Here is a 14,196-nt window from a genome sequence, read left to right on the forward strand (position 1 = left end):
TTCTGCGTCCGGGGGACGGATGCACGGTTCGGGTACACCTGCACGGTGGATTCGACTGTTCGGCCGTGCATCCGTGCACTGGTCGTGCACCTGTACCCGGTCAGGCGCGGTCGGCGAGGCGCGCGAGCGCGGCGAGGACCGCGGTCTGCACCGTGGGCCAGTCGTGGACGATCTGTGCGTAGTCGAAGCGCAGGGTCTCATAGCCGAGGGCGGATGCCGCGGCATCCCTCACCAGGTCCCTGTGGCGCTTCGACGGTCCGTCGTGGTTCAGTGTGCCGTCCGCCTCGAGGATGAGCCGACCTCCGACGACGAAATCGACGCGTCCGACGCCGTCGATCCGCACCTGACAGTCCAGGCGGATGCCGAGGATGTGCAGACGGAGTCGCAGCAGCGACTCGAGCCCGCTCTGCGCATCGCCGCGGGCGAGGTCGACGAGCCAGCGGGCGCTCTCGGGGAGGGAACGGCGGATCCGCGCCCGTGACGCGCGGGAGAGCAGGCCCCGGTTCCACGCGGACTCGAAGGCGGCGAAGAACGACTCGTCGCCGCCGCACCGGTGCAGATGCACGAGCGCCGTCTCCACGCTCGCGGTGCCGAAACGTGTGCTGCCGCGGAAGTTGTGGGGGATGCATGTGCAGCCGGGATGCCGATGCCGGCGGCCGTTCTCGCCGAGCCAGACGTGCACCCCGTCGTCGTCGAGGATCCACACGCCGTGCCGCCGCAACGCGGATCCACACGTGAGCGCGCCACCGTGCGCAGCCGCGGTGCGCACATCGGAGGGCGTCTTCGGTACGGCGAACACACCGGCACGCACGCGATCGATGCGATGGGCATGAACCTCATCGGCAAGCCGCTTGCGTGATATCCCGTGACGCTGCAACTGCGTTCCGCGGGCGACGCCTCCGAGGCGCGAGATGACAGTGGCCGGATCGAGCATGCCGTCGACTCTGACGCATCCAGGGCTGCGAGTGCGGCGGATGGGGACGAGTGCGCGGCATCCGTCCCTGTGGACGAGAAGTCACCGGATACAGGTGCACGCCCCGTCCACACCTGCACGACCGAATCGACGAATCGGTCGTGCAGGTGTGTCCGGGGCGTGCAGGTGTGCCTGGGTGAAGACTGTGCCGGAGTGAAGACTCAGCCCGGGTGGGTCATCGACAGCAGGTCGAGCTTCTCATCGAGCTGCTCGAGGGTGAGATCTCCGCGCTCGACGTAGCCGAGGTCGATCACGGCGTCGCGCACGGTGACGCCGTTCGCGACCGCGTGCTTCGCGATCTTCGCCGCGGCCTCGTAGCCGATCAGCTTGTTGAGCGGGGTGACGATCGAGGGGCTCATGCCGGCGAAGGCGGCCGCACGCTCGACGTTCGCCTGCAGGCCGTCGATCGTCTTGTCGGCGAGCACGCGCGAGGCGTTCGACAGCAGACGGATCGACTCGAGCAGTGCCGTACCCATGACCGGGATCGCGACGTTGAGCTCGAAGGAGCCGGATGCGCCCGCCCAGGCGACCGTCGCGTCGTTGCCGATGACGCGCGCGCAGACCATCAGCACGGCCTCGGGCACGACCGGGTTGACCTTGCCGGGCATGATCGAGGAGCCGGGCTGCAGGTCGGGGATGTGCAGCTCGCCGAGACCCGTGTTGGGCCCGGAGCCCATCCAGCGCAGGTCGTTGTTGATCTTCGTCAGTGAGACCGCGATCGTGCGCAGCGCTCCGGATGCCTCGACGAGACCGTCGCGGTTCGCCTGCGCCTCGAAGTGATCCTTCGCCTCGGTGATCGGTAGCTCGGTCTCGGCGGCGAGCAGCGCGATGACCTTCTGCGGGAAGCCGAGCGGAGTGTTGATCCCGGTGCCGACCGCGGTGCCGCCGAGCGGAACCTCCGCGACGCGGGGGAGCGCGGACTGCACGCGCTCGATGCCGAGGCGGATCTGGCGGGCGTAGCCGCCGAACTCCTGGCCGAGCGTCACCGGCGTCGCGTCCATCAGGTGGGTGCGACCGGACTTGACGGCGTCCTTCCACAGCTCGGCCTTCGCCTCGAGGGCGACGGCGAGGTGGTCGAGCGCGGGGATGAGCGTGTCGATGAGTGCCTGAGTGACGGCGATGTGCACCGAGGTCGGGAACACGTCGTTCGACGACTGCGAGGCGTTCACGTGGTCGTTCGGGTGAACGGTCGCACCGAGGATGCGGGTCGCGAGCGTCGCGAGGACCTCGTTCATGTTCATGTTCGACGACGTGCCGGAACCCGTCTGGTACGTGTCGACGGGGAACTCGCTGTCGTGAGCGCCGGAGGCGACCAGGTCGGCGGCCTGGGCGATCGCATCCGCGATCGCGCCGTCGAGGGTGCCGAGCTCCTTGTTCGCGAGGGCGGCGGCCTTCTTGATGCGGGCGAGGGCGGCGATCTGCGTTGACTCCAGCCCCTTGCCCGAGATCGGGAAGTTCTCCACGGCGCGCTGCGTCTGCGCTCCGTAGAGCGCATTCACGGGCACGCGCACTTCACCCATGGTGTCGTGCTCGATGCGGTATTCGCTGTCGGTCATTCCGATGCCTCCTGAGATTCGGGCTCGATGCCCACGGTGATGACGGGCACGGCCGTGCCCTCGGCCAGACGGTAGTTGGCGCCGACGATGCCGAGACGGCCCTCGGCGACGGCGTTGCTGATCAGCTCAGATGACTGGAGCAGATCGGCCACGGTGTTGCGCAGGTGCTCCTGGCCGACGAGCTCGGCATCGATCTCGGCGACCGTGGTGCCGCCGTTCTCAGCCAGCACCTTGCGCGCGGCGGGGACGATCGGGGAGATGAGCTTCCAGATGTGCGGCGGAAGCGGTGTCGCGTCGATCGCGGTGCCGTCGATCGCCGCGCGCACAGCACCGCAGGAGTCGTGCGCGAGCACGACGATGAGCGGAACCTCCAGCACGGCGACCGCATACTCCAGGCTTGCGACGATCGACTCGCCGATCACCTGCCCGGCGTTGCGGACCACGAACAGGTCACCGAGTCCGAGGTCGAAGATGATCTCCGCGGCGAGGCGCGAATCCGAGCAGCCGAAGAGCGTCGCCACGGGGTTCTGCGCCGCCTCGAGGTCTTTGCGCCGGGCGACGTCCTGGTTGGGATGACGCGGCTCGTCGGCGACGAATCGACGGTTGCCCTCCTGCATCTGCTGCCAGGCTGCGGCGGGCGAGAGGGCGTGCGTCATGATGCCTCCGAGAGTGCGCGGATTTGGGGAACAAGGGACTCGGCCAGCTCGGCCGTCGACGCGGCCGAGCGGGATCCGTACAGCAGCACGTAGTCGTCGCCCGCCTGCGTACCGATCGCGTAGTTGACGTTCTGGTTCGCCCCGGCCTCGCCTGGCTTGAAGACGTCCCACTCGAGTCCGCCGACGCGGATGGTGTCGGTCGGGGCGATGCCGTTGAGCCGCTGCGGCGCCCATGACGAGTCGGCGGCGAAGGCCTGGGCGATACGGATGAACCCGCGCTCATCATCGGCGGAGGGGGCCAGAGTGATGTCCCAGACGACTGTCGCGCCGCTCTGGAGCTCGGCGGCGTTGACCCGCCAGAAGGTGCCGAGGTCCGGAACGATGACCGGGCGGTCCATGGTCGCCTCGACATCGGCGGCGATACCGGCGAGGTCGATCGGCTTCGCCGCCGTCGGCTCGCCTCGCGGGACGGCGAAGATGATGACGGCCACCACGGCGACGGTCACCAGCAGCGCGGCGACCAGGCTCCTCATGGTCTGGCTCGAGCGATAGGCCTTGCTCGATGCGGCCTTGCGGGCCGCGGTCTCCTCGGGCGTCTCGGGACGACCGAGCTCGGCCACGATGGGGGCGGGCTTGTTCATGCGTCGGCCTCGTCGGATGCGGCGGCGCGAGCCGCGTCGAGGCGGCGCTTCGCGCCCAGGAGCCATTCCTCGCAGCGGGCAGCGAGTGCCTCACCGCGCTCCCAGAGAGCGAGCGATTGCTCGAGCGTCGGGGCTCCCTGTTCGAGTTCTGCCACGACCTTCACCAACTCGTCGCGGGCCGCCTCGAACGACAGCGTCTCCACAGGGGTGTCGTTCAGCGCGCTCACCCCTCCATCCTACGGCGTACGGGACCCTCGACCTGCGGGCCGGCCGGGTCGCCCGGGGGAGTCAGGACTCCTCCGCGATCTCGCCCTCGGATCGCGCGCGCAGCGACCCTCGGTCGATCGTGATGCTCAGTGCGGTGCCGGCGGGAGCATCTGCCGCATCGCGCAGGATCACGCCGCCGTCGAGGTGGGCGATCGCGTAGCCGCGCGCCAGCGTCGCCGCGGGGGAGAGCGCTCGCAGCGAGGCGCGGAGCTCGCTGGTCCTGCGGCCTGCGACGTCGAGCTGACGCGTGACCGTCTCGCGTCCGCGAGACTGCAGCAGCCACAGCTCCTGCGCGCGGGCGTCGATGATCGGGGCGGGCGATCGCAGGATGGGGCGGGAACGCAACTGCTCCAATTGTGAGATGTCGTGCGAGAGCCGCTGCGTGAGCCGGGTCGTGGACCGGGAACGGAGTTGCGCGATCAACGCCCGCTGCTCTCCGACGTCCGGCACGACGCGCTTCGCGGCATCCGTCGGTGTCGAGGCGCGCAGATCGGCGACGTCATCGAGCAGGGGTCGGTCGTTCTCATGGCCGATCGCGCTGACGATCGGCGTCGACGCGGCCGCGACCGCGCGCACCAATCGCTCGTCGCTGAATCCGAGGAGAGTCTGGGGGTCGCCGCCACCTCGTGCGATCACGATGACATCGACGTCGGGGTCGGCATCCAGGCGAGCCAGGGCCGCCAGGGTCTCGGGAACGCAGCGGTCGCCCTGCACGGCGGCGTACTCCGTGCGGAATCTCACCTGAGGCCAGCGCAGCTCGGCGTTGCGATGCACGTCCTTCTCGGCATCCGAACGCTCGCCGGTGATCAGTCCGATCACATGGGGAAGGAACGGCAGACGCTTCTTGCGAGAGGCGTCGAACAGGCCTTCCTGACGCAGCTGCAGGCGCAGCTTCTCGAGGCGCTCGAGCTGGTCGCCCAGACCCACGTGCTTCATGGCCGACACCGTGAAGCTGAAGTCACCGGACTTGACGAAGTAGTCGGCCTTCACCGCGGCGACGACGTGATCGCCGATGCCGAGATCGGAGGGGACGCGTCCTCGCACGCTCGACCACACTCGGATCGAGATCTGTGCGTCGGACTGCGTGTCCTTCAGTCGGGCGAACACATTGCCGGCGCGCACGTTCCACGATGTGATCTCACCCTCGACCCACACCGTGTTCCACCGTGCGATGAAATCGCGGATCGTGCCGTTCAACCGGGCGACCGAGGTGGGGGCATCGGCGGTGGAGTCGCGAGGGGCGACCGCATCCGCCGGGGGTGTCTCGCCCGGCTTGCTCGCGGCCTCGAACACTGTCATCTGCTCCTCGTTCTCCTGCGGGACGTCGTCGTGCGCTCATCGAGCGCGTCGTTGCCGCACGCCCAGGCCTTTCGCGGTCAAGCGCCGGTAGAATCGATGCGTGACCTCGACTGTCGTTCATCTCCCTGCCCCGCGCATCCCACGAGTGCGTGCGGCCTCAGGGCGGCTTCAGGATAACCCGGTCGTCGGACAGAAGCGGGTTCTCCTCGCCGCTCCCCGCGGCTACTGCGCCGGCGTCGACCGCGCGGTGGTCGCCGTCGAGAAGGCACTGGAGCGCTACGGCGCACCGGTGTACGTGCGCAAGCAGATCGTGCACAACATCCACGTCGTCACCGAGCTCGAGGAGAAGGGCGCGGTGTTCGTCGAGGAGGTCGACGAGGTTCCCGAGGGAGCGCACGTCGTCTTCAGTGCTCATGGCGTCTCTCCCGCTGTCGTGACTGCGGCATCCGATCGCGGGCTGCACGCGATCGACGCGACGTGCCCCCTCGTCACGAAGGTGCATCGAGAGGCCGTCCGATTCGCTCGCGACGACTTCGAGGTCCTGCTGATCGGCCACGAGTGGCATGAGGAGGTCGAGGGCACTGCGGGTGAGGCTCCCGACCACGTCACCGTCGTGAACTCGCCTGATGAGGCCGACACCGTGCAGGTCAAGGATCCGTCGAAGGTGGTCTGGCTCTCGCAGACGACGCTGTCGGTCGACGAGACGATGGAGACGGTGAACCGCCTGCGTGCGCGATTCCCCGACCTCCACAATCCGCCGTCCGACGACATCTGCTACGCGACGCAGAACCGCCAGGTCGCCATCAAGAAGGTCGCCGCATCGGCGGACCTCGTGATCGTCGTCGGTTCCTCCAACTCCTCCAACAGCGTCCGCCTCGTCGAGGTCGCCCTCGAGTACGGTGCCAAGGCCGCGTACCGGGTCGACTACGCCGAAGAGGTGCAGCAGGAATGGCTCGACGGCGTCGAGACGGTCGGCGTGACCAGCGGAGCGTCGGTGCCCGAGGTTCTCGTGCGTGAGGTTCTCGCAGCCCTTGACGATGCGGGCTACCGCGACGTCGAAGAGGTCAAGACCGCCGAAGAGGACCTGATGTTCTCGTTGCCGAAGGAGCTCCGCCAGGACTCCAGTGGCCAGCGCGACGCCCGTGCGCTCGGGGGACGCGCGTCCGGAGGAGGCGCTTAGCAGTGAGCGCCGCGGAGGTCGAGCCGACCCTCATCGGGTCCGTGCAACGTGCTCTCCGCCTCGTCGACATCGTCGCGAACTCGCCACGGCCGCTTCCGGTGAAGATGCTCGCGGCGATCACGGGTCTGACTCCGGGTACGACATACAACCTCGTACGGACCCTCATCCACGAGGGCTACCTCTGGTCTGAACCTGACGGCTTGGTGTTGGGCAGCCGGTTCCCCGCGTTCCAGCACGAGACCGATGCGCGGGGCGTGTTCCTCGCCCGGGTGCGCTCCGCCCTCCGCGATGTGACCGATGAACTCGGGGCGACCGCCTACCTGTCGCGTTTCGACGACGGTGAGATGCACCTCGTCGACATCGTCGATGCGGTCCACAATCCGCGTGTCGAACTCTGGGTGGGGCTGCAGTCCAGTGCTCATGCCACGGCGCTCGGAAAACAGATCCTCGCGGAGCTTCCCGGCGAGGACCGCCTGGACTATCTCTCCCGGCACCGTCTGGAGGAGCTGACTCCGCGCACCATCAGCGACAGGCGCACGCTGCTCACCCAGCTCGAGCACTCCACGGGCTGGGTCGTCGACCAGGAGGAATACGCGATCGGCGCGACGTGCGTCGCCGTGCCGGTGATCGCTCCGAACGTCACGGCCTCGTTGGCGATCTCTCTGCCGTCTGACCGCGCGGTCGTCGATCGCGCTCTGGTGTCGAAGCTGCAGCGCACCGCGCAGCGGCTGTCGTTGCAGCTCGGAGCCGGCGCGATGGACGGGTCATCACCCGGCGTCGAGTTCACTATCTGAAGAAGCGCCTCTGGCGGAATGGCACGCGCTTTCCTATGATCGGATCAGTAGTCGTCTGTGCAAACGGCACTACGGGTATCACGGAGCGTCCCCAGCGCTCCTGACCCACTTGGATACGGAGCGTCCCCAGCGTTCCACATCCGCGGCCCCGAGAGTCCCCATTCTCCGGGGCCGCCATCATTTTCCGGCGTCGTCGCTGTGAGCCTCTCCCAAGCCGGGGACGTTAACATGGCGGGATGACCGATCACAGGCCCCAGTACGGCGAACTCGCGACTCCTGAAGAGCAGCGCGCCGCCGCCGGCCTCCCTCCCGTGCAGGAGCTGCCGCCCGTGGTGGTCGAGCCGCAAGGCCCCACGGCGCCTGCAGTACCGGCGACCGGCGCGCCCCGGCGTCCGGTCGATCGCCTGGTCACCATCGGACTGCTCGTCTACGGACTGATCAACGCGATCGTCACCGCCGTGTCGTACCTCGATCTTCCCCGTGTGATGAACGAGACGATGAAGATCGTCGGTATCGAGGGCGAGTTCACCAACTTCGCTCAGGGCAAGCTCTGGGGCACGATCGCCGCGATCCTGCTGGTCGTGGGATGGGGGATCACCGCCGCGGTCTCCGTCCGGCGCCTGCGCCGCGGGAAGCTCACCTGGTGGGTGCCACTGGTCGGCGCCGTCGTCACGATGACGATCGTCACGATCTGCATCGCCGTGCCGATGATGGGCGATCCTGCGTTCATCGCGCATCTCGACGCGCTGACTTCGTAGTCCTGTCGGGAGCACGTACTGTCGAACAGTGCTCCAGAACAGTTTCGGCGTCCAGCTCACCTCGGCATCCGTGGACCGGGGTGATGGTTCGGACCCGCGCGATGCGGCGATCGACGTGCTCCGCAGGGAGCGGGTCTTGGCCGCGGTGCGCGACGGTGGAGCGCAATGGGATGCGCAGGAGGAAGCGGCCCTCCTGATCGCCGTGACCGATGATGGCCGTGTGCTCACGCTGGACCCGGCGGACGGTATCGAGACGACCCTCACTGCAGAGGAGTTGCGCTCCGCTTTCGCCGACGCCGGCCTGACGCTGTGGTTGGACGTGGGTGACGGCCCGGATCTCGACGTCGACACGCATCCCGCACCCGATGGCGACGTCGAGGACGTCGACCTCAGGGAGTCGGTCCCCGCCGAGTTCGACCCGGATGACGTCGACTTCTCCCCCTTCGAGCCGACCACCGTACGAGTGTCGACGTTCTCGCACCGAGGACCCGCGATCGCTCGTATTCTCGCCGCGGTCGGACGCATGCCGGTCGACCACCTCGAATCGGGCGACTGGTCACTGCAGAGGTTCGAGACCCCGGAGCCGACCGCGTCCTTGACCACATCGAATGCCGACCTCCCGCTCGTGGAGTTGAATCGCGCGGACACGGGGAGCTGGTTCCAGGTCTCGATCGGTGCGGGCATCGCCATCCCGTTCTGGACCGACGCCGAACGCGACACCCGCCCGGTGCTCGACGTGGACGCCATCTCGGTTCCCGAGACCGCAGAGATCTACCGGCGTCTGCTCGCTGAAGGCGACGGGAGCCGCGACGAGCTGCTTGAGGTCGCGGATCGCGTCACCCTCGATGTGGATGCCGCGCACCGTGCGCTCCTGTCGGAAGCGCTGGGTGGCGTCGTCGGTACGGAGGCGCGGGAACGGGCGTTCCTGGTGGCGTTCGGCATTCCCCGTGATCTGATCGACGCCGCCTACGACGAGAGCGCCGGTCCCGCCGCCCGTCAGTTCACAGCGATGAGCAGATGGGCCGTGGCCAGGGAGACGGTGATCGCGGGGTTCGGCGAGATCACGCCCCTCACGCGGAGGCAGCGTCCGATCGCGCGGCTTCTCGACGCGCTGCGCCGGCGCCCGGCTCTGGGCCTCGCGCTCACGCTCGGAGAGATGACGGCGGGCGTGTGGGCGACGAGCCGCACTCGAGGCGCCGGACGAGCGGTGGGCGTACTGCTCATCGTGGATGCGACGATCGACGCCCTTGTGTGGATCGCCCGGATCCGTCGGAGCCGATAGCCACGCGTCGTACGAAAGAAGTGCCCCGGCCGATCGGCCGGGGCACTTCATTCATGTGGTGCGCGGTCAGCTCTTCGACTGGCCGTACGAGCCGAGCTGGCGGGTCGACTCGATGACGCGAGCAGCCATCGCCGTCTCGGCGACCTTGCCCCAGGCGCGGGGGTCGTAGAGCTTCTTGTTGCCGACCTCGCCGTCGACCTTCAGGACGCCGTCGTAGTTCTTGAACATGTAGTCGGCGATCGCACGCGTGTAGGCGTACTGCGTGTCGGTGTCGATGTTCATCTTGATGACACCGTTGGCGACCGCGAGGGCGATCTCCTCGTCGGTCGAGCCGGATCCACCGTGGAACACGAGGTCGAGGGGCTTCGCGCCGGTGTTGTACTTCGCAGCGACCTGCGCCTGGATGTCGCCCAGGAGCTCGGGGCGAAGCTTGACACCGCCCGGCTTGTAGACGCCGTGCACGTTGCCGAAGGTCAGCGCCGCGATGTAGCGGCCCTGCTCGCCGAGACCCAGAGCCTGGACGGCCTGGTCGACATCGGAGAAGGTCGTGTAGAGGGCGTCGTTCGAGCCCTCGTGCGCCACGCCGTCCTCTTCGCCGCCGACGACGCCGATCTCGACCTCGAGGATCGCGTTGATCGCCTTCATGCGGGGGAGCAGGTCCTTCGCGATCTCGATGTTCTCGGCCAGGGGAACAGCCGAGCCATCCCACATGTGCGACTGGAAGATCGGGTTGCGGCCGGCCTTGACCTCTTCTTCGGAGGCGGAGATCAGCGGCTCGACGAAGCCCGCGAGCGCGTCCTTCGGGCAGTGGTCGGTGTGCAGCGCGACGGTGACCGGGTAGTTCTTGGCGACCTCGGTGGCGTAACGCGCGAAGGCGAGAGCGCCCGTGGCGCGGGCCTTGACCGTGTGGCCGGCGAAGTAGTCGGCGCCGCCCGTGGTGACCTGGATGATGCCGTCGGAGCCGGCCTCGGTCAGGCCCTGGAGGACGGAGTTGATCGTCTGTGAGCTGGAGACGTTGAAAGCCGGGTACGCGAAGCCGCCGGCCTTCGCGCGGTCGAGCATTTCGGCGTACTGATCCGGGGTGGCGACGGGCATGAGAACTCCTGCGATTGGTGAGCCGGGACAGCTGTCACTCTATCGGGGCGCACGGGCGGATGCCGAAGGCAGGAGGCGGGCTTCGGGCCGCGGCTCCTGCGCTGATGTTAAGAATGTCGATTCCTTCATCGCGATTATGCCGAAAGGCGGTCGATCTCCGCGCGGCGATGGCTAGGCTGACCGCATGGTGAGTCTGACTGCTGATCTGAGCCCGCTTCGACCCGACCGAAACCTCGCGATGGAGCTGGTGCGCGCGACGGAGGCGGCGGCGATCCGTGCCGTGCCGTTCATCGGCCGCGGCGCGAAGGAAGCGGCGGACGGTGCTGCCGTCGACGCCATGCGTGCCTTCCTCGGAACGGTCGACTTCCAGGGGCGTGTCGTCATCGGCGAGGGCGAGAAGGACAACGCTCCCATGCTCTTCAACGGTGAGGTCGTCGGGACGGGGCAGGGGCCGCTCTGCGACATCGCCGTCGACCCGATCGACGGTACGTCGCTCACCGCAGCCGGGCGGCAGAACGCCCTCTCCGTCATTGCGGTCTCCGACCGCGGCACGATGCTCGATGCATCGAGCGTCTTCTACATGGACAAGCTCGTCACGGGCCCTGCCGGCGTGGGAGTGGTCGACATCCGTCTTCCGATCGGCGAGAACATCCGCAAGCTCGCCGGCGCGCTCGGCAAGCCGGTCGACGAGATCGTCGTCTCGGTGCTGAACCGCCCGCGCCACGAGAAGCTGATCCAGGACATCCGGGATGCCGGCGCCGGTACCCGTCTGATGAGCGACGGCGACGTGGCCGGCGGCATCAACGCGGCTCGTCATGACGCCCGCACCGACATGTGCGTCGGCGTCGGCGGCAGTCCCGAGGGGATCGTCACCGCCTGTGCCATCAAGGCGCTCGGCGGACACATCCAGGGCAAGCTCTGGCCCCGTGACGATGAGGAACGCCAGCGCGGGATCGATGCCGGGCTCGATATGGATCGGGTCTACGAGGCCGATGGCCTGGTGCAGGGCAACAACACGATCTTCGTCGCCACGGGCGTCACCGACGGACAGCTCGTTGCGGGCGTTCGTCGTGAGCGCGGTTACGTGTACACCGAGAGCGTCGTGCTGCGCGGTGCGTCGGGCACGCTTCGCCGTATCGCATCGGAGCACCTCGTATCGAAGTGGTTGTGAGCGTCTCCACGCCCGGGTGAGTCGCTGAGACGAGCCGGCGAGCCACTGAGACGAGCCACTGAGACGAGTGTTGCGGCCCGGGTAGGTTGCGGGCATCGTTACCGACCCGGTACCGCGCGCCGTGATGGCGATCCCCTGATTGCCGTGGGGGCGTGTCACAATTGTCACTGGATTTCTCGCCGTCGACGGAGCCGCCAGGCACCGCGGACAGAGGAGGGCGAACAGATGACAACGCAGCACAGTGGCTCCGCAGCCGCCGCAACGAAGATCGTCACCACCAACACCGGACGCATTCTTCGAGTCAGCGTCGACGCTGAGATCGGCGCCCCGACGACTCCACCGCCTCCCGCCGTCGTCGTCACCGACCCGGCCCGTCGCGCGGATGTTCTCTTCCGCAAGCGCCGTGACGAGGGTCACGAACTCAGCTCCTGGTGGATGATCGGGGCTTTCCTCGCGACGAGTGGACTCGTCATCGTGTTGCTGAGCGGCGTACCCGGCGCAGCCTGATCACGTCTGCCCGTCGCAGTCGCCGTCGCGTGCGCGGCGTCTTTCCGGTGTCAGTTCTCCGATGCCAACCGTGCTCGTACATCTCCGACATCCGCGCGCAGATGCTCCTCCGCTGAATCAGCGTTCACGTCGGCGCCTGGGTCTACTTCGCGGGCTACGTCCGTGACGCTGTCGACGAGCTCGGGAGCGGTAAAACGTCGTGACGGGTGCGTGATCACCTGCGGTGTCGAGTCGAGCGTGGAGGCGTCGATGCCCGGGAACTGGCGTGCCGTCACGAGCACGCGATTCTCGAGGCTGCCGGCGAACTTGTTGTAGCTGTCGACGGTGCGCTCGATCGCGCGTCGAAGGTCGTCGGCATGACCGGCCAGAGTGCCCAACCTGTCGTACAGCTGCGTGCCGAGGTTCAGGAGCGTCCGCGCCTCGGTGGACACCTCGTGCTGCGTCCACGTGTATGCCACGGTCTTCAAGACCGCCCAGAGGTTGACCGGTGAGGCCAGAGCGACGCGTCTGCTGAACGCATAGTCGAGGAGCGTCGGGTCTTCATCGATCGCGGCGGCCAGCAGCGATTCGCTCGGCAGGAAGCAGATCACGAACTCGGGGCTGGCGTCGAGTCCCGACCAGTACGCCTTCTTCGAGAGCGCGTCGATGTGCGCTCGGACGGCCTTGACGTGCTTCTGCATATGCATTCGGCGTTGAGCCTCATGCGCATCGCCTCCCGGCAGGGCAGAAGCCTCGAGGTAGGCGTCGAGAGGCACTTTCGCGTCGACCGGGATCGACGTTCCTCCCGCGAGCCGGATGACCATGTCGGGGCGTCCTTGGCCGCGGTCGGAGGTCACCGTGGTCTGGAGATCGAAATCGACATGGCGTGTCAGACCGGCGGCCTCGACCACGCGACGCAGCTGCGTCTCGCCCCACACTCCACGCGTGGCCGTCGACCGCAGAGCCCCGGCGAGCGATTCCGTCGTCGCCCGCAACGCCTCGTCGGACTCCTGCGCTCGGCGCAACTGCTCGGCGAGGGAACCGAACTGCGCTTGACGCTCCTGCTCGATCGTGGCGACCTTGCTCTGCATCTGCTGCAGACTCTCCCGCACCGGGGCGAGAGCGGTGAGCACGGCGTTCTGCTGCTGCACGCGCTCAGCCTGGGCTCGCTGCTCGACGCGCGAATGCTCCACCACGTCGCGGTACAGATCGTATTGACGGTCGCGGTCGTCGCGAGCCGCCGACAGCTCCGCTTCTGCGCGGGCGAGCGCCGCCGCGCTGCGTCCGGACTGCAGCGCCCAGCCCAGGGCCGCGCCGCACGCGAGTGCCGCGATGAGGAGGAGAACGATCAGTGGAGCATCCATGTGTTCATGGTGCCGCACGGGTACGACATTCCTGCGCGGCGCTCCCGGCGGGGGTCAGGCGACGGCGCGTTCGCGAATCTTCGCGGGTTCGCCCGTCACACGCAGACCGAGCAGACCTGCGAGGTCGTGCACGTCGTCCGCGCCGGCGCGGTGGGCGGAATCGATCACGATCTGCGCGCATGCTCGCGCATCGGCGAGCGCGTCGTGGTGCGCGAACTCGGCGAAGCCGGCCGCTGCTGCCGCGCTGGGCAGCCGGTACGAGTCGAGGTCATAGGTCTTGCGGGCGACCTGCAGGCTGCAGAGAGAGCGGTAGGGAGGGCAGATCTCGCCCGTTGCCTCCGATGCCCGGCGCAGCACGTTGAGGTCGAAGCCGGCATTGTGCGCGACCAGCACATCGGCGCCCGCGAACGCGCACAAGCGGTCGAACTGTTCGGTCCAGGTCGCCGCGGATCGCACATCCTCGGGGCGGATCCCGTGGATCTTCACATTCCATTCCTGGAACTCGTCGTGGCCCGCAGGAGGCTGGATCAGCCATCCGGTCGCGGCGACGACATCACCGTCACGAACGCGCACCAGACCGACGGAGCACGCGGAGGCGGGGCTGGAGTTCGCTGTCTCGAAGTCGATCGCGGTGAAATCCAGTGGCACGTCATCCACTCTCTCCCGGTGGTCGG

The 14,196-nt window shown here is 67.9% G+C and carries 15 protein-coding genes; 6 read left to right on the forward strand and 9 right to left on the reverse strand.

The window, feature by feature from the left end:
* Positions 1-100 precede the first annotated feature (100 nt).
* The 6 genes from P0Y60_07585 to xseA form a co-directional block, all read right to left on the reverse strand.
* Positions 101-934, reverse strand: coding sequence for a DUF559 domain-containing protein (locus P0Y60_07585; GenBank protein WEK62589.1), 834 nt, complete (start codon positions 932-934; stop codon positions 101-103).
* A 200-nt stretch (positions 935-1,134) separates the two neighbouring features.
* Positions 1,135-2,529, reverse strand: a complete 1,395-nt coding sequence (locus P0Y60_07590; protein WEK62590.1) for a class II fumarate hydratase — start codon at positions 2,527-2,529, stop codon at positions 1,135-1,137.
* The gene (locus P0Y60_07595; protein ID WEK62591.1) at positions 2,526-3,185 is read right to left on the reverse strand and encodes a carbonic anhydrase; all 660 of its coding nucleotides are present in this window, start codon (positions 3,183-3,185) and stop codon (positions 2,526-2,528) included. Before P0Y60_07595 ends, P0Y60_07590 begins: the two co-directional genes overlap by 4 nt.
* Positions 3,182-3,826, reverse strand: a complete 645-nt coding sequence (locus P0Y60_07600; GenBank protein ID WEK62592.1) for a DUF4245 family protein — start codon at positions 3,824-3,826, stop codon at positions 3,182-3,184. Before P0Y60_07600 ends, P0Y60_07595 begins: the two co-directional genes overlap by 4 nt.
* On the reverse strand, positions 3,823-4,053 hold the full coding sequence (locus P0Y60_07605) for an exodeoxyribonuclease VII small subunit (protein WEK62593.1): 231 nt from the start codon (positions 4,051-4,053) through the stop codon (positions 3,823-3,825). The genes P0Y60_07600 and P0Y60_07605 overlap by 4 nt, the downstream gene beginning before the upstream one ends.
* Positions 4,054-4,114: 61 nt before the next feature.
* Positions 4,115-5,392 (reverse strand): exodeoxyribonuclease VII large subunit, encoded by a 1,278-nt coding sequence (gene xseA / locus P0Y60_07610; GenBank protein ID WEK62594.1) that lies wholly within the window; start codon positions 5,390-5,392, stop codon positions 4,115-4,117.
* Positions 5,393-5,492: 100 nt separating this feature from the next.
* Here xseA and P0Y60_07615 point away from each other — a divergent pair, with 100 nt between their 5' ends.
* The 4 genes from P0Y60_07615 (at position 5,493) to P0Y60_07630 (ending at position 9,406) form a co-directional block, all read left to right on the forward strand.
* Positions 5,493-6,572, forward strand: coding sequence for a 4-hydroxy-3-methylbut-2-enyl diphosphate reductase (locus P0Y60_07615; protein WEK62595.1), 1,080 nt, complete (start codon positions 5,493-5,495; stop codon positions 6,570-6,572).
* A 2-nt stretch (positions 6,573-6,574) separates the two neighbouring features.
* Complete coding sequence (locus P0Y60_07620) at positions 6,575-7,366, forward strand: IclR family transcriptional regulator (protein WEK62596.1); 792 nt, start codon at positions 6,575-6,577, stop codon at positions 7,364-7,366.
* A gap of 236 nt (positions 7,367-7,602) precedes the next feature.
* Positions 7,603-8,124, forward strand: coding sequence for a DUF6264 family protein (locus P0Y60_07625; GenBank protein ID WEK62597.1), 522 nt, complete (start codon positions 7,603-7,605; stop codon positions 8,122-8,124).
* A 28-nt stretch (positions 8,125-8,152) separates the two neighbouring features.
* Entirely contained in the window at positions 8,153-9,406 is a 1,254-nt protein-coding gene (locus P0Y60_07630; protein WEK62598.1) for a hypothetical protein, read from the forward strand.
* 66 nt (positions 9,407-9,472) lie between these two features.
* Here the strand turns inward: P0Y60_07630 and fbaA are convergent, their stop codons facing one another.
* A complete protein-coding gene (fbaA, locus tag P0Y60_07635) occupies positions 9,473-10,501 on the reverse strand; it encodes a class II fructose-bisphosphate aldolase (protein WEK62599.1) in 1,029 nt (342 codons plus the stop codon).
* A 184-nt stretch (positions 10,502-10,685) separates the two neighbouring features.
* Between fbaA and glpX the strand changes: the two genes are divergently transcribed.
* On the forward strand, positions 10,686-11,672 hold the full coding sequence (glpX, locus tag P0Y60_07640) for a class II fructose-bisphosphatase (protein ID WEK62600.1): 987 nt from the start codon (positions 10,686-10,688) through the stop codon (positions 11,670-11,672).
* Positions 11,673-11,897: 225 nt separating this feature from the next.
* Complete coding sequence (locus tag P0Y60_07645) at positions 11,898-12,179, forward strand: hypothetical protein (protein ID WEK62601.1); 282 nt, start codon at positions 11,898-11,900, stop codon at positions 12,177-12,179.
* Positions 12,180-12,229: 50 nt separating this feature from the next.
* On the opposite strand, the gene P0Y60_07650 is transcribed toward P0Y60_07645, so the two are convergent.
* Together P0Y60_07650 and P0Y60_07655 are read right to left on the reverse strand one after the other, a co-directional pair.
* A complete protein-coding gene (locus P0Y60_07650; GenBank protein ID WEK62602.1) occupies positions 12,230-13,522 on the reverse strand; it encodes a DNA recombination protein RmuC in 1,293 nt (430 codons plus the stop codon).
* Positions 13,523-13,576: 54 nt separating this feature from the next.
* On the reverse strand, positions 13,577-14,170 hold the full coding sequence (locus tag P0Y60_07655) for a 3'-5' exonuclease (GenBank protein ID WEK62603.1): 594 nt from the start codon (positions 14,168-14,170) through the stop codon (positions 13,577-13,579).
* Positions 14,171-14,196 lie beyond the last annotated feature (26 nt).

Source organism: Candidatus Microbacterium colombiense, assembly GCA_029203165.1.
Classification (GTDB): domain Bacteria; phylum Actinomycetota; class Actinomycetes; order Actinomycetales; family Microbacteriaceae; genus Microbacterium; species Microbacterium colombiense.

Coding starts and splice junctions, on each gene's coding strand:
- P0Y60_07585 (WEK62589.1), bottom strand. CDS start 934: ATGCTCGATCCGGCCACTGTCATCTCGCGCCTCGGAGGCGTCGCCCGC.
- P0Y60_07590 (WEK62590.1), bottom strand. CDS start 2,529: ATGACCGACAGCGAATACCGCATCGAGCACGACACCATGGGTGAAGTG.
- P0Y60_07595 (WEK62591.1), bottom strand. CDS start 3,185: ATGACGCACGCCCTCTCGCCCGCCGCAGCCTGGCAGCAGATGCAGGAG.
- P0Y60_07600 (WEK62592.1), bottom strand. CDS start 3,826: ATGAACAAGCCCGCCCCCATCGTGGCCGAGCTCGGTCGTCCCGAGACG.
- xseA (WEK62594.1), bottom strand. CDS start 5,392: ATGACAGTGTTCGAGGCCGCGAGCAAGCCGGGCGAGACACCCCCGGCG.
- P0Y60_07625 (WEK62597.1), top strand. CDS start 7,603: ATGACCGATCACAGGCCCCAGTACGGCGAACTCGCGACTCCTGAAGAG.
- fbaA (WEK62599.1), bottom strand. CDS start 10,501: ATGCCCGTCGCCACCCCGGATCAGTACGCCGAAATGCTCGACCGCGCG.
- glpX (WEK62600.1), top strand. CDS start 10,686: ATGGTGAGTCTGACTGCTGATCTGAGCCCGCTTCGACCCGACCGAAAC.
- P0Y60_07645 (WEK62601.1), top strand. CDS start 11,898: ATGACAACGCAGCACAGTGGCTCCGCAGCCGCCGCAACGAAGATCGTC.
- P0Y60_07650 (WEK62602.1), bottom strand. CDS start 13,522: ATGGATGCTCCACTGATCGTTCTCCTCCTCATCGCGGCACTCGCGTGC.